Below are 16946 nucleotides of genomic sequence, written 5' to 3'. Positions count from 1 at the left end.
CCACACAAGGTGGGGATGAGTGAATATTAAAAATTGCAATTATTGCCTTTTATTAAAAATCTCGTTTCATGTAACTTTTTTCTGTGTTATACGTTACATGAAACATAATGGAGATTTTATTATGGGTACAATGCACGTTAATGAACGGGTTCAAAAACATCGCAATGCGCAAAGAAAAGCAGGTTTGCGCTTAATGCAGATTTGGGTTCCAGATACACGCCAGCCAAATTTTGCAGAAGAGTGTCGTCGCCAATGTCGCTTAGTAGCAAAAATGGATAAAGCTGATACATCTATACAATTGTTTATGGACCAATCTTTAATGGATGTTGATGATTGGACAGACTGATGCGTGGTTCTCTGGTAACAATAGCGATACAAGGTGATTTTGGTAAACCAAGACCCGCATTGATCATTCAAGCTAATCAATTTAGTAAACATACCAGCATGACGGTTTTACCAATTACAAGTACACTTGTTGATGCACCATTACTCCGCATTACGATTCAGCCAAACGCTAAAAATGGTTTGCAAAAACCTTCGCAAGTAATGATTGATAAGATTATGACGGTAAGATGTGACAAAATGAGTTCCATTTTTGGCTCTCTTCAAGCAAAGGAAATGCTAGAGATTGAACGTTGTTTGGCTGTATTTTTAGGAATAGTAAAATAAAAATTGGATTTCTTTTTTCGGATAAGAATATGCTTTTTATCATCATTAGATAAGATAGCTTTATTCTCATGTATCCTCTTCATCCATATGGATAACGCCTTCACCTTCGTCACATGCGTCTTGTGGGGCGTTTGGATCAAGGGTATCATCCTTGTCTGGCTTTGTGTTTGCAACGTTTCCAGCCGCATCTTCTTGGGCTTCATCAAAAAGTTCGCACTCTATTTTTGTGGTGTAACCACCTGTTTTATCAAGTTTGTGCTTGACGCTTTTGATGCGCCATTCTGCTGGTATATAGGGGCGAAAAGGGGGCTCCTGAACAAGCTTTGCTTCTGCTTGCACAAAGGGATCACCACCAATATCACAGGAGAAAGAAGATTTACCGCGTGATGACTTATTGCGATAAGCGGCAATGGCCGCAACAGCTTCTGCCTGATTGTGATAAGTGTATTTGAGTTCATGAAACGGTGGTTTACCAACTTTAACTTCTTTTTTTTCACCACTGCGGATATCATGATAGGTTGCAAGAACACCGCCTTTTTTCTCTTTGTCTTCCTCTTCTTTCTCAGGTGTTGTTTCTGCTTTTTCTGATTCAGATGATGATAGTGCTCTGTCATTGTCATCCATATGGATAAGGTTTTCATCATCATCAATCTCTTCTGGTTCTCGTGCATCAGCTGCAGCTTTTTGGTCGTCTCCCACATCCGTTTCTAAGCCATTGGCTGCACCTGCTTCATCCCGTGCGCTGTATTTAAAATCCCAAGAGGTACAATGTTTCTCATGAATAACAATAACGGGGAGTGTTTCACCAGTGATGGCTTTGCCTTCCCCCCGTTTAGCCAAAACAAGCTTGCCATCAACGGGTTTCGCTACCGCATCATAGTCTTCTGCAAGGCGTGTAGCAAAAGCCATATCGCTTTCAGCTGTTTGGTCAATGTGACGCACAACGATTTTTGCAAGAGAAGGATCAACCTTTGGCGTATAGCCATTACGCTCTGCTATCTCTTGAACAATACTGCCAAGGGTTTGTTGGTGATAGGATTGGCTTTTTGGAGTTCTGTAAGACGTGTTCATTGATGCGGCGCGCCCTGTAACACTTAAGCTTTGCGGTGGACTGCTCACAGAGATTTCATCAATAAGATAGGCTCCCATATCGCGGTTTTTCCCACCTTCATAGCCAAGTGTTATGGAAATAACTGTCCCGATGAGGGGTATATCTAAAAAGCCGTTATCACTGTCACGCGCACGGTCATCAAGCTCTATAGTGATACGATCACTTTTGTTTTCTGCTTCATCGGTAATTTCAATTGATAAAACATAATCCATGAGCGTTTTGGTGATGTCTTCTCCATTTGCCAGAACCGTGCAAAAAGGTTTCATGATTTGCTACCCCAAATTCTGATCACTGGTGTGGCTTTCGGATAGGGGAGGGTTGGTAAGAGTATCGTGATACCTGCTTTTAAAATGGGTCCATAGTCTGCAAGCCTCAAATTCGCTGCATAGACGTGTTCAACAGCAAGTGCTTGTTGACCTTTGGCATAGTATTTCCAGCAAATGGCATCCACCATATCGCCATCTTTGGTCATATAAAGATCACTCATAGGTCTTCACCATACTCTCTCAATTTTATTGTAAATTCTTGTTTTTTGGGGGTGCCATTATGATGAAAAATGCTTTGCTTTTCCTCTACAGAAAGAATGACAAACTTACCTAAGATTTTGCCTTGACCGGTCACAAGAATGTGAGGTCCCATATGCGCTATTTGTCGCAAATATTCGAGCTGTCTGTGACCGCCTTTGAAATCTGGATAAATCACGCCTGCTAAAGAAAATTCCACATTTGCAACAGCAGGCAATTGAAGAGCAGCCTTTCTCCCCAATCGCCCTTGCTCCACCCATGGAACACCATAAGACATATCAAGTGTTTGGTAAGCTGCTGTTTCAATCGAAAAAATAAAACCACCCAAAGCTAACATCATGGTATTTAATCCGAAAGGCTAGAGGCTATGGCTAAACGTTGCTGTTTTGCATAGCGTTCAAGTGCTTGATTGACAGCGTCTCTGATTTCGTCCTTGAGACCATTTGGTACTGAAATATTGAGATTTGTAATGGTTACACGGGCGTCTACTTCAACAGGCTTGTGAACCGTAATGGGCTTTGGAGCTTTAAAGGTAGCCACTTTTGCATTTGTTGCTTGCATTTGTCCTGTTTCAACTATGCCTGTATTAAAACTACTCTTGCGTTTTTCAGGTGGGGTATTTGTAACCACTACTGTATCCAGCATTTTTTTTGCCCGTGCATTGGTTTCATTGGTAAAGGTTTTAATCGTCTCCGTTGAAGTCTTATTGATTGAGATATTAAAGCCTAACTTTTCTTTCATCCAATTAGGCATCCAGCTGGTTAATTGATTAATCTGATTGCTGAACCAATCAGATAGAGCATTCCATTGGCTTTTGATGCCGTCCCATAAGCTACCAATGAGATTGGCACCAGCTTCCATTAAATCAACGCCAAGCAACCATTTAATGAGTTCATTGATTCCTTTTGCCATCCAATAGAGTGGTGAAAAGTTTTTAAAGAGCGTAAAGAGGTTATTGAAAATGTTACTACATAAGCTGTAAAAAGAATTCCATAGCTTTCCTAAGAAGCTTATTACGGTATTCCAGTTTTTGTAGAGTAGATATCCAGTAGCAATAAGCACTGTAATGCCGCCTATTATCCAGCCTATGGGAGTAGACATCATGACTATGCGAAGCGCGGCGAATGCTGTACCAATTACAGCTAATGATGCTACCAACAAGCTTTTTATTTTGTCCCAATATTTGTAAAGCACATATAGAACAGCAATAAGCGCAACAATGCCACCAATTACCCAAGTGATAGGAGAGGACATCATGATGATACCAAGCTTAACAAACGCTGCACCAATTACAGCTAATGATGCAACCAACCGGAAATCTATTTCATCCCAGTATTTACACAGTGCAATAACTGCTGCAATACCACCAAGTATCCAGCCGATAGGTGTGGTCATGATTGCATAGCCAAGCGTGACAAACGCTGCTCCAGCAGCGGCTAATGCGGCAATGAGTGGACCAAAAATGAACGAGCCAAGTGCTACAAGCCCCACCTTAAAGAGGGTTATTTCACCAACCAAAGGCTCTAGCCAGCGAAACCAGCCTTTAATCCTCTCTGTGAGATCACTGATACCTTTTCTTAAATCAGAGGTAGGATTAAGCAAATCATTAAAGGCTTTTCTTAAGGTTTTAGCCCAGCTCGCAACGGTTGTTTGGATGAGGTCACGGTTTTCATCAATCAGGCGAGAAAAACTGTCAATCATATCATTGATAACGGGCATGAAACGTGCACCAATAAAACTAGCGATACCCCCTATTTTTTTCTTAAAGGCACCAAGCTTATCACTTAAATCTGCTGCATATTGTGCGACATCGGCACCTATAAGCCATTTTCCTTTCCTAGCCTTTGCAAAGAGCTCTTTTATGGGCGCCATCCCTTGTGCAAGCATGGCGGCCATTTCCTTGCCATCACCACCAAAAAGCAGAGAAGCAATATGCTGTCTTTGTGCTTGATTTTTCATTTTACTCATCTTGTCGGTAATTTCTTCCAACAAGGTAGAATTTGATTTGAGTTTTCCCGAGGCGTTTTTGACAGAAATACCAAGCGCCTCAAACCCCATAATGCCTCTTTGTTGTCCAGCATAGGCTTGTGCAGAACGCCTATTTAAAGTTGCTAGAGATTGTTGAAAAAGTTCAGCGGAATATCCTGAATTATCGGCTGCATCGCCCCATAATTGAAGCGATGCAACACTCATTCCCAAATGTCGTGATGCGTGATGAAGACTATCTCCCAGATGCATGGTTTTCATGGTAACGGCGGTCACACTTGCCACAAGACCACCACCTGCAAGCCCTAAAGCACCAGTAAAGACTGAAGCACGGTTTGCAGCTGTACCAAGAGCACTTTGAACGCCATGAAGGCTCGTTGTCATGTTTTTTACAGCAGCAGAAAAGCGCGGAATACTCAATCTATGTGAGAGTGTTTTTGACAATGTATCGAATTTTTTTTGAAGATGTTTAAGAGGTGCGGTGAGTTTGTCTTCAAGGGACAACTTAACCTTTGCATCGGCAACTTTTTCAGTCATTTTGTCTTATACCTTTCTGCTGCTTGTTTTCGCCAGAATATTAGTTCTTGCAGTTCCATTTCCATCATGTCTGAAAGTGACCAATGGAACACAATGGCGATATCGGCTATGAGTTTAGCGGCGGTTTCCCAGTCGAGGTGTCCCGCCGCTTGATAAAAGACTCCAAAATCTCTCCAATGTTCGACAAGTCATTAATATCGAGTTCTCCAACCGCTTCATGTGCCCATCCAGAAAGGCGTGCAACCATAGCAATTGTTTGCTCTATGCCTTCTTTTTTGTCGATTGCTTGCACATCTTTTGTTTTGGGGCGCTGTAAGGTAATTGTGGTGTGCTCTTTTCCTTCAAAGGTAACCGGTACAAGTAATTTATGTGTAATGCTTGTTTGTACTGTCATTTTTATAATCCTAAGTTTTCTCTATGATCTGCTAATTGATTGACGCCATTGAATTTTCTGATGAGGTTGGGGACGTCTATCTCAACAATTTCAACGTCCTTCTGGACATATTTGAAATACTGTAATGTGAATGTAGCCGTGGATGTTGCTTTGCTCCCCGGTTGCCATTCTGCCATTTCAAAGCCTTTGCATAGTCCTCTCATGGTAATGACAACACCTTCTGCGGGTGTGCCTTGCGCTTGCATTGAACTTCGTAATGAAATGTCGACATCAGTGCGCCCCAACAGTGTCATCAACTCTGGAGAGCAATCAGAAATGGTCATGGTGAGAATGAGAGTTTCAAGACCAAGGTCAACTTCAATGGAGGAGTCCATGCCTCCGCCGCGATAACTTTCAACAACCAAATTCAAATTCGGTAATGTTACGCTTTCACATTTTGCTTGATAGGGAATGCCGTCGACAAAAATGTTAAAATATTTCAAAACTCTTGGTAAAACGGGGATAGCCATTAAAAAATCTCCTCTAAATAATCATTCACAATGCGTGAACGGAATGTGATGTGTTCTGCTGGTGTTGTTGGTGTGAATTCGACATTGAAATAGACTCTGCCGTCTTCAATAGCGCTTGCTGTATTCAACTCTAGATCAGGCGTACAACGCCCACCAAGAATGGCGCCTTGTGCTTTTAAATCACGCAAATAGGCATTGACGCTTTCACTTACGTCATGCATGTAGGTTTTTTTGATATTGCGGTCGACAGCCCATAGATGCCCGCGCAAAATGGCATCATTGATCATATCTGCGGTTCTCACCACCGATAAGAAAGAAAATTTTGTATCACTTGAAAGGGTGCGATTACCCCAGAGGCGATAACCATTTTCACGAATAATGGTTGTGATGTTTTGTTCGTTAAGAAGGTTGGCGCGGCTTGATCTATCCCCAATGGAAAAATCAATGGGGCGCGCAATACCAACAATGCCATTGATCACTTTGTTTGAAGGGGAATGCCAAAAACCGTGTGTAAAATCAGTTTTGGCAATGACACCTGCAACCGCTGCACTTGCTGGCTGTTCTACAATTTTTCCATCACGATTAACTTTTACAAAAGGATCAATAAGAATGGCGCGCTTTGAATCAAAATCCTTTGCTGCGCTAAGGGCTGCTTCATCTGTTGTGTTTGGTGCATCAAGCACCACAATAGCACGCAGACGCTCTGCAATGCCAATGAGTTCTGCTGCTACAGGATTAGAGGTTGTACTGATTTCGGCTTTGGCTGTCGCTCCAGTGCCATCCCCTTCAATCGTCACATTTGGGGCGGTTTGATAATCAAAGCCATTATCCTTAATGACAAGTGACGTTACTTTTCCATCTTTCAGGATTGCTTCTGCTTCTGCACCGCCGGCAATTTTAACAGTTGCTTGAGTGTAACCACTTCCTTGGTTTATCACATCAATCTTGCTAAGACTTATAGGGCGTTTGTGTGTAAAGCCTGGAGCGATGAGAATGCGTGGTGTTTGTCCCACAATGGATTGTGCTCCAATCAAAGCATGGACGCCTTCATAAGCGCCATTTGCGTTCACACCGCCCAGAATATTGGTGAGAGTTGCATTTTCATTGTCACCCTCGTTCACACGCACGACAACAACAATAGCACCCACTTGCTTAAAAATGAGATCAAGGGCATTAGGTAAGGTGCCTTGACGCTTACCTGTTTTATCCAGTTTAGCGGCTTGTGAAAGAGAACCCGTTACCAAAACGGGTGTGTTAAGGGGAAATGCTTGGTCATCGGCATCGGGTGCCGTGCCAACAATCCCGATAACTGCCGATTGTACCGCGCGAAGGGGACGGGTGCCGTCGTCAACCTCGACAACTTCAACACCGTGTAAAAAACCTGTTGCCATACTTTATGCTCCTTTAAATAAGTGGTGAAGGAAAATGAATGTGAAAAATGAGGGGTAAAAGCCGCTCTGACGAGCGACTTGACAAAAACTTTAAAACCGTTAGATTCATACAAAGGTGCTTGAAAAACACCTTAAAACAACAAGCGGATTGGTTGCCGAAATAACTAATCTTCCGCAGACTAAAGACTTTGACTCATTATATGCGCGTAGCGTATAATAATGTCGTCGGGTGTGGTTATGTTATACAATACCCTTTTGGGGAAGGCATAACGACGGGCTTGTTGCCGTGTTTTTCAGCACCCGGCATTTTTAAAAAGTGTCAATGAAAAACATTAATCAACAAGGAGTTCATCATGAACAATTTAGTAAACACTCAAACTACATTAACAATGTCTAGCCGTGAAATTGCAAAGTTGTGCGATAAAAGGCATGACAATATTGTAAGAGATATTCGGCAAATATGTACTGACCTCAAAATTGAGGTGAGTAAATTTCAGGGAAATTATAAGGATTCTACAGGACGTAAATTAGTCTGCTATAACCTCCCTAAACGCGAGTGCCTTATCTTAGTTTCCGGATACAGTACAGTATTGCGTTCTAAGATCATTGACCGTTGGATAGAGCTTGAGGGGCAATCAGCTTTACAGCTAGGACATGACTTTGATGATTTTAACTATCTTCGCCAATATGTTTTGACAAATTATCCTAAAATCATGGGTATCATCTTTGGTCGTCTTTTGAAAATAGATGAAATCGAAAAAGAGCTTGATCATTACAAATCAGTTACAAAAGAAGCTAAGCGCGTTCTAGCAAGCCCTATCGTAAAAGCTGCTTAACTTTAAAAACATGATTTTATCTCCTCGTCTTTTAGGCGGGGAGGTGGTTAATGCCGTAAAATATCTTTACATAATACACATTATACGTATTATTCATTAAAGATAGGGTGTGCATATGAAAAAATATAGTTTTACAGATGTAAACCGCGGGACAGGCGATATTTTAGATGAGGCTATGTCTAAACCTGTAGCTTTAACAAAGCGAGGTCGTGAGAAAATCATTATGCTTCCTGTTGATTTATATCATGAATTAATAAAAGCGCGTTCTCGTGTACAATCTTTTGTTTATGCAGATGCATCGCAAAATATATTAGACGATTTAGATCGTGGTTTAGATGACATTTTAAATGGCGACGAACATGTTTAAAGCAGGGGATGTTGTTCAATATTATTATTTATCCAGTATTCCATAAAACATCGTCTCTTCAGAGTGAGGAAGAAATCAAACAGCGTGAAGTGTTGGAACTTTGCTAACATTTGTTTCACGTTCCGCATGCCAAGCGTCATAATTAGCTTGCATGCGTAACCATATAGCAGCTCCATCACCAAACATTTTGCCAAGACAAGCCGAAACAGCAGGAGAAACAGGCTTTTTTGCGTTCAGAATATCGTAGAGATGTTGGCGTGATATACCAAGCATCTGCGCAATTTCTGATTTTGTTTTGCCTGTTTCAGGAATAATTTCTGCTAAAACTTCTCCTGGATGAGTAGGACAACGGTTTTTATCTCTTTGTGCAGGAATGTCATTCATAACTGTATCCTTAGTGATATTGTTCAAGATCAACACGGTAAGCATTACATGAGTCAAATTCAAAGGTAATACACCATGGTCCGTTAACGTGGACGGTGTAACGAGTGGGTGAATATCCAATCAAAGAATGAAAGTTGAATCCTGGAAGATTCATATCTTCTGGTCTTTCAGAAAAATCTAAACGATCAAGACGAACCATGATACGTTTTATAAGTTTCTTATCAATCTTGGATGAATTTCCCGTTTTGAATAATTCTGCCAATATTTTGCTTTTAAACGTTTTAATCATTCTTTTATATAGCGTAAAATACTTATAATGTCAACAAATAGCTTACATTATAAGTGCTAAAATGGAAAAACAGTAACATCCCATTAGAAACCCTTATCGTCTAGACTTGTTTTTCTTTTCTCCACCTCATGCGTAAAGAGAAGAATAGGTGCATGGAGGGGATAAATTTGCACGTCAACATCAAGGATTTTACGATCATATCAACGGCTGCCTGATCAAATATTGCTAAAAACTTAGATCCCTTGCCATTCTTAATAAAGTGAATACGAAGTTTAAATTCTATTGTCATTTTGCTCTCCAAATCAATGAAGAGACTATAACAACAAGCGCACACTCTCATAAGACTGACACTGTCAGTCAAAAAGTCCCTTTAAAGGGCTTTTAAAGAGTTTTAAAAAGGACTTAAAGAAAATCATACAAGCCTTTAAACGCTTATACAACAACTGCTCCGTTGACCCATGCCATTAGTTTTTAAATAGCTTGTAACCTAGACTTGATTATTTTTCTCTTGTGGTTCTTTTACAGGCTCTACAGGTATATCTGTTTCTTTCATTTCAGTAGATGAGAGCTGTTTTGTGTTTTCATCAACAATAGGAGGAGAGAACACTCCATCCTTATAAGTCCAGCTGATTTGTGCTTCACTTGAAGGAATGGCTTCACCATCAAAGGCGTGAACATAATCTTCTGAGGCTACAATAATATTGGTTACCACACCATTTTCAACAACTGCATATTCCATAAATACCTCCTATATAAAAAATCTAAATAAGATTGCTCCATCGCCGCCATTGCCGCCATCTCTACCAGATTTTCCTGGAAAGTAGCCACCGCCACCGCCGCCGGTAGAACCATTTCCATCACCACCATTGCCGCCTTTTCCACTGTAACCCCCTTTTGCGATGCCATCACAGCAAGCACCACCAGCACCACCATAAATAGAGCTTCCACCATGTCCAATGTTTGCTTTATAAACACCATTGTTACTTCTATAGTATGCATAGCTACCACCACTCCCGCCACCGAAAGTAGAGCTGCTACCATTAACACTGTAGTTATTAGTGTAGTAGTTGCCACCGCTACCACCTTGACCACTGCTGTTGACACTTCCTGCACTGCCGGAAGTTCCATATCCATAGCATCCACCACCTCCGCCGCCGCCTGCGGTAAGAAGTCCTTGAATTATTGTTTGACCGCCTTCGCCTCCTCTCTCGTTATTGCCGCCTTTCCCGCCACGTCCAATTTGAGCACTTCTTGAGTTTCTCAGCTCATATCCTCTGATTTGAATACGTACACAACCGCCTCCGCCGCCGCCACCGCCAAGAAAAGAACCTCCACCTCCACCACCACCCCACGCCCATATTTCAATATCGGTGTAGCTAGTAACACTATCAGGAAATGGAATGGTGCCACTTTCTGTCATGAGGATTTCAAGGGGATTACGCGCGGTAACTTCTTTCAGTTTTGCAATCTCATTGCGTATTTTTTGAAGAGCAGTAGTAGCCTCATCTTTTGTGTAAAGTGCCTCACCATCAACAGTTGCTGGACCTTTAAGCATGCTTCCTGTTGCACTTAAATTTGTCACTACTTCACCATTATGAATGAGGTTCAATGAAGCGTTGCCCAAAAGCTCTAAGTTGCTACTCATGGTAACTTTGCTGGTAAATTTATTGTAATTCTGCCATTCATTGGCTTGTGCTAAACGTCCATAGCTTGTAAGATCTTCATTGATTTTGGCTCTAAAATCATCAAGACCCACAATGTCATCAATCTTATGCTGGTGTGCACCTAACAGAGAGATAGCACTGCCAAAGGTGAAACTGTTGTTGCTTGCTTTATAGAGAACATAATTGCTTGCCGCATCCTTAGCACCCTCGATATCGCTTAAATCAGCAAAGGTGAAGGTTTTATCGGCCGCCATCTTGGCCTTAAGGGCTGCTTCAAGATCCGTAACATCACTTATGCTATGTGTGTGCTGTAAAGGGGCTTTGCCCTCTATCTGTTCCTCAACATCGGCAATGGTTTGATCAATTTTCGTCAAGTTTTCCCGCAAGATTGGGAATTCAGAACTGATAAAACGCCCTTCTTTAGGCAATTCCATGTCGAGTTTTTTGGTTTTGGTCATCTCTGTTTTCCCCTCATAATATGCCAGCACCGAAATCACACACCATAGATCGTGCTGCAGGTCCACCGGTAAGGGTGAGTTTCAAACGCGCTTGTTTGGCTGTTTTGTCGCTGCTAATGAATTTTCGTTCTGTCCAAAGAGGCTCGGATAACTGCTCTGTTTCTTCTAATGTGAGAGGGACAAAAGCACCCTCATCCAGTTGCATCTCTAGTAAGAACGTTGCACCGCCCGGTAAAAAGGTTTTGATATAGCTCGTCAACCTTGCCTTTTCACCAAAGGCAAAAGCACGGGTGATATAGGTTGCTTCTTTATGAATCTTCCCCGCAATCAATTGAACAGGAGCAAATAACACGGGTGAGAGCTTTTCCGTGCCTTTGAGAATGGCCCGGAGTTGAACTTTTTCACTGATATATTCAGTAAGGCTTAGCAATTGAAAGGGAAGGAGTTGATAAACCGTGCCGTTGTTTCTTTCAATTTCAAAGATAACAGAACACTCACTTGAAGGCAATTCAATGGCTGCACGTATTTGCAAATCAGAACAATCAACAAGATTAAAAGTGCCAAGATCAATGGTTTTTTCTGTTTGTGTGTAGCGTGCCGCCAGCACGCGAAAGGCTAAAGCCTCATCTTGATGGGCTGTCCAGCTTTGCGCGTTAACTGAAGAAAAGCGGGGACCGGTTACATAAGGATGGCTTGAGACATATCTTTGCTTTTCCTCATCAAAATCTCCAAGCTTTGCCAAGGAGACGGAATGATCAGCATCATCGGTTTTAATGACAAAGGCGGTGAGACGATCATCGGGGACAAGCAAAGGAACATCGTAGCGTGCCTGTGCCCAACCTAGCTTTGCGCCCTTCATAGAATAAAAGCTTTGTGCTTGAATATCGGCGGTCGGATAACCATTTTCTGTAGTGACCAAATCAATCACCAGATCATGGTTTTGATTACCGATTTTACAAAGATGAAAGTCAACACCTGTGATTTGCCGTGTTTCATCGGGGGTAAAAACTTGCGCTTGTGGGTCCACTTTCGTCCATATCTTCACCGTGGTGGTGCGCCGCATTACTTTCACATCAATCACGCCTTGACCTGTAAAAAGCCCTGTTGCAATTGTTCCACCTCTGCCTCGTGCGATCACATTCTTTGTGCCAGCAGGAATGTTTTGTGGAATCGTGAAAGTGCCTTCAAGGGTGCCTTTGCTATCTGCAACAAGCTTTGTTTTTGGTAAAACATTCACACCATCAAAGGTAAGACTTTCCAAGATTTCGCTACTGCCAAAGCCTTCAATTTTAAAGCCAAGATCAATTTGCCTTAAAAAATTGATTTGTTTTAGGGTTTCACTGATGAGTTCATCATTCACCTCTGTCTTACGGATACTACTACCGCGGTGTGTTCCCATATTCAGTTGATTGGTGACACTCGAGAGCCAATCGGTGCGCTGTTCATGCCAAAAGTCTGTCGCGGGTTCAAGGGTTACTGTACCAGGCAAGGTCGCAAAATTTTGATAGGGGTTGATTTTTTCGCAAGCGGTTGTCAACTCTTGCGCAATGATCACTTCATTTGTCCAATCAAGGGTGACAGGCGCTTTTAAAGGAGCAGTATAGAATGTTGGGTCAATGGCAAGCTGCAAAATGCCGTTTCCTACCGCCCCCGTTTGTTGAAAGCCTTCATCTCTGTAACTGTCATCAAGAAAAGGATCTGCGAACATGCCTTTTTTGGCAACAGGTTCTTTAGAGTCAACATTGCTTTTAATGCGCTCTAACTGCATCAACCGGTCAAGCGAAAGTACCCGTTGAAAATAGCGCCACATCTCATCATAGGGGGCAACACGTGTGCCATCATTGACCACAACCGGCGTTTCAAGCCAATTGTTGGTGATCGTTGCAAGGGACAACACATCATCAGGGACACTTGGTGCCATGGGGTGATCTGCCGAGATACCTTTGATGTAAACCACATTGCCCCCTGTGTTGAGACCTATACGGTCAATGCGGGGCAATTTGTAAGTATAACTGACGATAATATCCCCACCTTGCGCCCCACCTGAGACAGTGATTTCCTGCGCTGTTACCTTATCAGCCGTGATTTTTGAACGGTAACGATAAGTCACTTTGTAGGTGCTCCCCGGAGCAGGTTCATCTCCCATGGGAGCCCAATCAATGGTGTCTCCGGTTTTTTTAAAATCTGTACCTTCTTTAAATTCCTTGCTTCCTTGAACGACTTTAATAAAAGAGGTAATACTTTTATCAGGAACACCATCACGCCCAGCAGCAACCGCACCACGGGTGACGTTAACGGTTTTTTCTTTTGTCAACAAAAGAGACTGAATATCAGCAATAGGAAAATAATAGGGTTTAAAGGTGAAGCTTGTCTTGCCGTTTTGAGGCGCAAAAATATGTGTTTCGCTTGGTACCAAACCTTTCGCAAACTCTTCCTCTTCTTCATGCCGCAAAGCCGCAAGGCGTTTGCGTTTAAAGCCATTAATATTGGCTTCTCCTTCTTGAATGCTAAACACTTGGCAACCGTCATTTGCTCCCAATGCGCTTACACGGCAGCCATTCACGATATAATGTCCATGGGCTCTGTCATAAGTAGCAATAGCTTGCATGGCCGGTTCAAGCAATGAGGGGGATTTTTGATCAATCAGAACACCATCTTGTAAAATATAAACGGGAAAGAAAGTGCCGTCTTGAGCATCCTCTTTCAGTGCCCAAACAAGCTTTGCTGTTTCGCGTGCGGCACCAGGTTCTCCTTCTGCTAATGTTCCGGGTATTTGCCCCAACAGCTCTGGATCATCTTCATGTGTTATCCATTTTTTTTGCAGCTTTACACCAATTTCCAAGCGTCCGATCATGGAAACATTGTTGAGTACAGCTTCAGAGACTGGAAAGATATCGCCTGCGATATAAATCTTGCCATCCGTTAAAGTGACGGTCCTCATGTCTTTGTTGACAAAAGCATCAGCACGTTCAACGCGGTCTCCTTCTTTGGCAACAAGGCGCCCCAAACGGTCATGGCGTCCCCTTATGATGGTTTGAACCTCATTGAGTTCACCGCTTTGAATAAAAGGACGCGTGCCATAAAAGACAACGCTTTGTTGTTCCTCTTTGCCACGAGATCTGTCAATTGCAAAGGGCAAACCACTTTCATGCTTCATATTAAAACCTCAATAAAATCTTGAATTGTTCACGAACATCTGCACGCAAAGGAATAGTGACAGGCGTTTTGAGTATCTCTGCAACACTTTGATTTATAAGGATAATTCACTGTTTTGCATATTGAATGAGAGACCCGAATATCCTAAGATTCTCTCATTTCAGACCTGTTTATTTTGAATCAATCAAAACCATTCATTTGCACATAACAAGTGGGATGAGTGTGTGGATAAAAATACTTAAGAAAGGAGTAAAAATGGCTCTTATGAATCGTCTTAATGCAAGGGCTGTAGTAACATTGGGGGCTGGCAAATATAACGATGGTGCCGGCTTGCTTCTTCATAAGCGTAAAGATGGTGGTGCTCAATGGATTTTACGGTATACCATTCACGGACGCCGTCGCGAAATGGGCTTGGGTGCGTTGCGAGATGTCTCTTTAAAACAAGCGCGTGAATTGGCAACCCAATGGCGTTTTGTTCTTCGTGAAGGACGTGATCCCATTAAAGAACGTGAGAAACAAAAGCGTGAAACAATGCGTAATCTCCATTATTTAAAAGATATTGCCGTGGATGCTTTTGAAAGTCGTAAAGCTGAATTAAAAGATGATGGCAAGGCTGGGGATTGGTTTTTACCTTTACGCCTTTATATTCTTCCAAAATTAGGCTGTCTGCCCGTTTCTGAGATTACACAAACAGAGATACGCAATACCCTTGCTCCTATTTGGCATACAAAAGCTACAACAGCAGAGAAAGCACTAATTCGTCTTAATCTTTGTCTCAAACATGCGGCTGCACTGGGATTGGATGTTGATTTACAAGCAACAGCAAAAGCAAAAGCTCTCTTAGGAAAGCAACGCCATAAAGCACAAAATATACCAGCCATGGATTGGAGAGAAGTGCCGACTTTTTATCAAACACTTTGCCAAACAACAACCATAATACATCTGGCTTTACGTTTACTTATTCTTACAGGCGTTCGTACGCGTCCCTTGCGTTTTATTTGTGACAATCAGATTGATGAGGATATATGGATAATCCCTGCTGAGAATATGAAAGGAAGGCGTGATGCTACAACAGAGTTTCGCGTCCCTTTATCAACAGAAGCAATGAAAGTGATTGAACACGCCCGTTGTCTCTCCAAAAGTAATTTTCTTTTTTCTCCTACCGGTCGTTGTCCCATTGGTGAGAATTGTATGGCAAAATATATGCAACAGACTAGACTTAAAGCACGTCCCCATGGGTTTCGCTCTAGTTTACGCGATTGGCTAGCAGAAACAACCGATGCTCCTTATGAGGTCGCTGAAACCATTCTAGGTCACACGGTCGGGGGTAAAGTAGAGCGTGCCTATCGTCGGACTGACTATCTAGAACAGCGCCGTGTCTATATGAATAAATGGGCGGCTTATGTCACCGGTCAATCTTAAGATATGGGGTGCATAACCCCATTATCTGTGGATAACTTTCTCTCTCTGTTCTCTCATATCATCTCAATTAGATTCATAAAGAATCAAATGAGAAATTATCTGATAAGACGCTGTTTTTCATGAATAAAATACCTTTATAAATCAACCAAAATATGGTTAATGAATACTTATGATTTGTTTTCATTTTTTTACTTTTGAAAGGATTTTAGTATGACAGAAAATGATATTCTTTTGACAGACCGTGAAAGTGCAAAACTGCTTCATATGAGTGTCTCAACATTCCGCCGTCATGTAACTAATGGATCTTTACCAAAGCCCTTAAAATTTGGTTTTTTATCGCGTTGGTTACAATCGGATCTTATCAATGTCATCGAGCAAGCGAAACAGCAACGTTATAACGACGTGGCATAAAAAAACCTTGTCACGTAAGGACGGACAAGGCTCTCTCAAACTCACCAATCTGAAGATAGCAAAATCCGTCCTGTGACGCAACGTTATAGGATGAAAAAATGTTATTTTATTATAGAAATGCGCAGGGTATTACACGTGCCTTGCGGGGTGTTTGGCATGGGCGTTATGGACTTGCCCCTTGCCCTGCTCATGATGATAGGCTGCCTAGCTTATCCCTTGCCAATGGACATGATGGGCGTCTTTTACTCACTTGTTATGCTGGCTGCTCTTTTAGAGAGATCATACAAGCACTCATTAGAATTGGCTTGCTTGGAAAACAAGCCTTTTTTGATAAAGCTTATGATCAGACACTTTCTTTCTCAAAACAGTTTTGTGCTGATCTCAAACGAGCAAAACAGAAAGCAGAGAAAGTAAAAGCAATTTGGCTACAAAGCAAACCAATCAAAAATACTTTAGCAGAAACCTATTTACGCATGCGGGGAATTACTTGTGAATTGCCTGCTGATTTACGCTTTCACGATAAATGCCCACATCCATTAGGGATGACACTGCCCGCGTTGGTTGTTCTTGTTAAGGGCGCTGGTTCTTTTGCCATTCATAGAACCTTTTTAAAATCCAATGGCTGCAAAACAGATAAAAAACCAGCAAAAGCCATGTTGGGATCTGTAATGGGTGGTGGGGTGCATTTAAGCCAAGCCAATCCAAAACATCTGGTTATTTGTGAAGGCATTGAAACCGGTCTGGCTCTGCTGTCTGGGTTGTTATCAGAGCCCGTTGATTTATGGGCGTCCCTTTCAACCTTATAAAATGCAAAATAGATATAAAATATCTATTCTAA

Annotated in this window: 19 protein-coding genes and 1 pseudogene; 7 read left to right on the top strand and 13 right to left on the bottom strand. The window is 42.0% G+C overall.

Going from position 1 to position 16946, the window contains the following annotated elements; all coding sequences use genetic code 11:
• Window positions 1-121 precede the first annotated feature (121 nt).
• Window positions 122-346, top strand: coding sequence for an antitoxin MazE family protein (locus MCS_RS07035; protein WP_004856905.1), 225 nt, complete (start codon window positions 122-124; stop codon window positions 344-346).
• Window positions 346-669 carry a type II toxin-antitoxin system PemK/MazF family toxin gene (locus MCS_RS07030; protein ID WP_004856902.1) on the top strand — a complete coding sequence of 108 codons (324 nt, stop codon included), beginning with the start codon at window positions 346-348 and terminating at the stop codon, window positions 667-669. Before MCS_RS07035 ends, MCS_RS07030 begins: the two co-directional genes overlap by 1 nt.
• A gap of 66 nt (window positions 670-735) precedes the next feature.
• Here MCS_RS07030 and MCS_RS07025 read toward each other — a convergent pair whose 3' ends face one another.
• The 8 genes from MCS_RS07025 to MCS_RS06995 are packed head-to-tail and all read right to left on the bottom strand — an operon-like array spanning window position 736 to window position 7121.
• Window positions 736-2046 (bottom strand): contractile injection system protein, VgrG/Pvc8 family, encoded by a 1311-nt coding sequence (locus tag MCS_RS07025; protein WP_004856899.1) that lies wholly within the window; start codon window positions 2044-2046, stop codon window positions 736-738.
• On the bottom strand, window positions 2043-2267 hold the full coding sequence (locus MCS_RS07020; protein WP_024864228.1) for a tail protein X: 225 nt from the start codon (window positions 2265-2267) through the stop codon (window positions 2043-2045). Before MCS_RS07020 ends, MCS_RS07025 begins: the two co-directional genes overlap by 4 nt.
• Complete coding sequence (locus tag MCS_RS07015; RefSeq protein WP_004856893.1) at window positions 2264-2644, bottom strand: phage tail protein; 381 nt, start codon at window positions 2642-2644, stop codon at window positions 2264-2266. The genes MCS_RS07020 and MCS_RS07015 overlap by 4 nt, the downstream gene beginning before the upstream one ends.
• Window positions 2645-2649: 5 nt before the next feature.
• Complete coding sequence (locus MCS_RS07010) at window positions 2650-4827, bottom strand: phage tail tape measure protein (RefSeq protein ID WP_004856889.1); 2178 nt, start codon at window positions 4825-4827, stop codon at window positions 2650-2652.
• Entirely contained in the window at window positions 4824-4886 is a 63-nt protein-coding gene (locus tag MCS_RS08760; RefSeq protein ID WP_244548654.1) for a GpE family phage tail protein, read from the bottom strand. Before MCS_RS08760 ends, MCS_RS07010 begins: the two co-directional genes overlap by 4 nt.
• Before the next feature lie 47 nt (window positions 4887-4933).
• Complete coding sequence (locus MCS_RS07005; protein ID WP_004856886.1) at window positions 4934-5221, bottom strand: phage tail assembly protein; 288 nt, start codon at window positions 5219-5221, stop codon at window positions 4934-4936.
• A 2-nt stretch (window positions 5222-5223) separates the two neighbouring features.
• Window positions 5224-5730, bottom strand: coding sequence for a phage major tail tube protein (locus MCS_RS07000; protein WP_004856881.1), 507 nt, complete (start codon window positions 5728-5730; stop codon window positions 5224-5226).
• The gene (locus MCS_RS06995) at window positions 5730-7121 is read right to left on the bottom strand and encodes a phage tail sheath subtilisin-like domain-containing protein (protein WP_004856878.1); all 1392 of its coding nucleotides are present in this window, start codon (window positions 7119-7121) and stop codon (window positions 5730-5732) included. Before MCS_RS06995 ends, MCS_RS07000 begins: the two co-directional genes overlap by 1 nt.
• Window positions 7122-7474: 353 nt before the next feature.
• Between MCS_RS06995 and MCS_RS08755 the strand changes: the two genes are divergently transcribed.
• Both MCS_RS08755 and MCS_RS06985 read left to right on the top strand, forming a co-directional pair.
• Window positions 7475-7957: a Rha family transcriptional regulator gene (locus MCS_RS08755; RefSeq protein ID WP_004856875.1), complete on the top strand. Its 483-nt coding sequence runs from the start codon at window positions 7475-7477 to the stop codon at window positions 7955-7957.
• A 115-nt stretch (window positions 7958-8072) separates the two neighbouring features.
• Complete coding sequence (locus MCS_RS06985; protein WP_004856871.1) at window positions 8073-8324, top strand: type II toxin-antitoxin system prevent-host-death family antitoxin; 252 nt, start codon at window positions 8073-8075, stop codon at window positions 8322-8324.
• Between the two features lie 75 nt (window positions 8325-8399).
• Here the strand turns inward: MCS_RS06985 and MCS_RS06980 are convergent, their stop codons facing one another.
• The 5 genes from MCS_RS06980 to MCS_RS06955 form a co-directional block, all read right to left on the bottom strand.
• Window positions 8400-8708 (bottom strand): HigA family addiction module antitoxin, encoded by a 309-nt coding sequence (locus MCS_RS06980; protein ID WP_004856867.1) that lies wholly within the window; start codon window positions 8706-8708, stop codon window positions 8400-8402.
• Between the two features lie 10 nt (window positions 8709-8718).
• Window positions 8719-8997, bottom strand: a complete 279-nt coding sequence (locus MCS_RS06975) for a type II toxin-antitoxin system RelE/ParE family toxin (RefSeq protein ID WP_004856859.1) — start codon at window positions 8995-8997, stop codon at window positions 8719-8721.
• A gap of 487 nt (window positions 8998-9484) precedes the next feature.
• Complete coding sequence (locus MCS_RS06965; RefSeq protein WP_004856856.1) at window positions 9485-9736, bottom strand: hypothetical protein; 252 nt, start codon at window positions 9734-9736, stop codon at window positions 9485-9487.
• A gap of 9 nt (window positions 9737-9745) precedes the next feature.
• Complete coding sequence (locus MCS_RS06960) at window positions 9746-11119, bottom strand: Bgr_08870 family protein (protein ID WP_004856853.1); 1374 nt, start codon at window positions 11117-11119, stop codon at window positions 9746-9748.
• Between the two features lie 13 nt (window positions 11120-11132).
• A complete protein-coding gene (locus MCS_RS06955; protein WP_004856850.1) occupies window positions 11133-14276 on the bottom strand; it encodes a DUF4815 domain-containing protein in 3144 nt (1047 codons plus the stop codon).
• 254 nt (window positions 14277-14530) lie between these two features.
• Between MCS_RS06955 and MCS_RS06950 the strand changes: the two genes are divergently transcribed.
• From MCS_RS06950 to MCS_RS06940, 3 genes and pseudogenes are all read left to right on the top strand, one after another.
• The gene (locus MCS_RS06950) at window positions 14531-15697 is read left to right on the top strand and encodes a tyrosine-type recombinase/integrase (protein ID WP_004856848.1); all 1167 of its coding nucleotides are present in this window, start codon (window positions 14531-14533) and stop codon (window positions 15695-15697) included.
• 210 nt (window positions 15698-15907) lie between these two features.
• On the top strand, window positions 15908-16108 hold the full coding sequence (locus tag MCS_RS06945) for a helix-turn-helix transcriptional regulator (RefSeq protein WP_004856846.1): 201 nt from the start codon (window positions 15908-15910) through the stop codon (window positions 16106-16108).
• Between the two features lie 98 nt (window positions 16109-16206).
• Window positions 16207-16908, top strand: a pseudogene (locus MCS_RS06940) (DUF7146 domain-containing protein); the annotation flags it as partial.
• Window positions 16909-16946 lie beyond the last annotated feature (38 nt).

This window comes from Bartonella doshiae NCTC 12862 = ATCC 700133 (genome assembly GCF_000278155.1).
Lineage (GTDB): Bacteria > Pseudomonadota > Alphaproteobacteria > Rhizobiales > Rhizobiaceae > Bartonella > Bartonella doshiae.
This window is presented reverse-complemented; position numbering and strand designations above follow the sequence as displayed.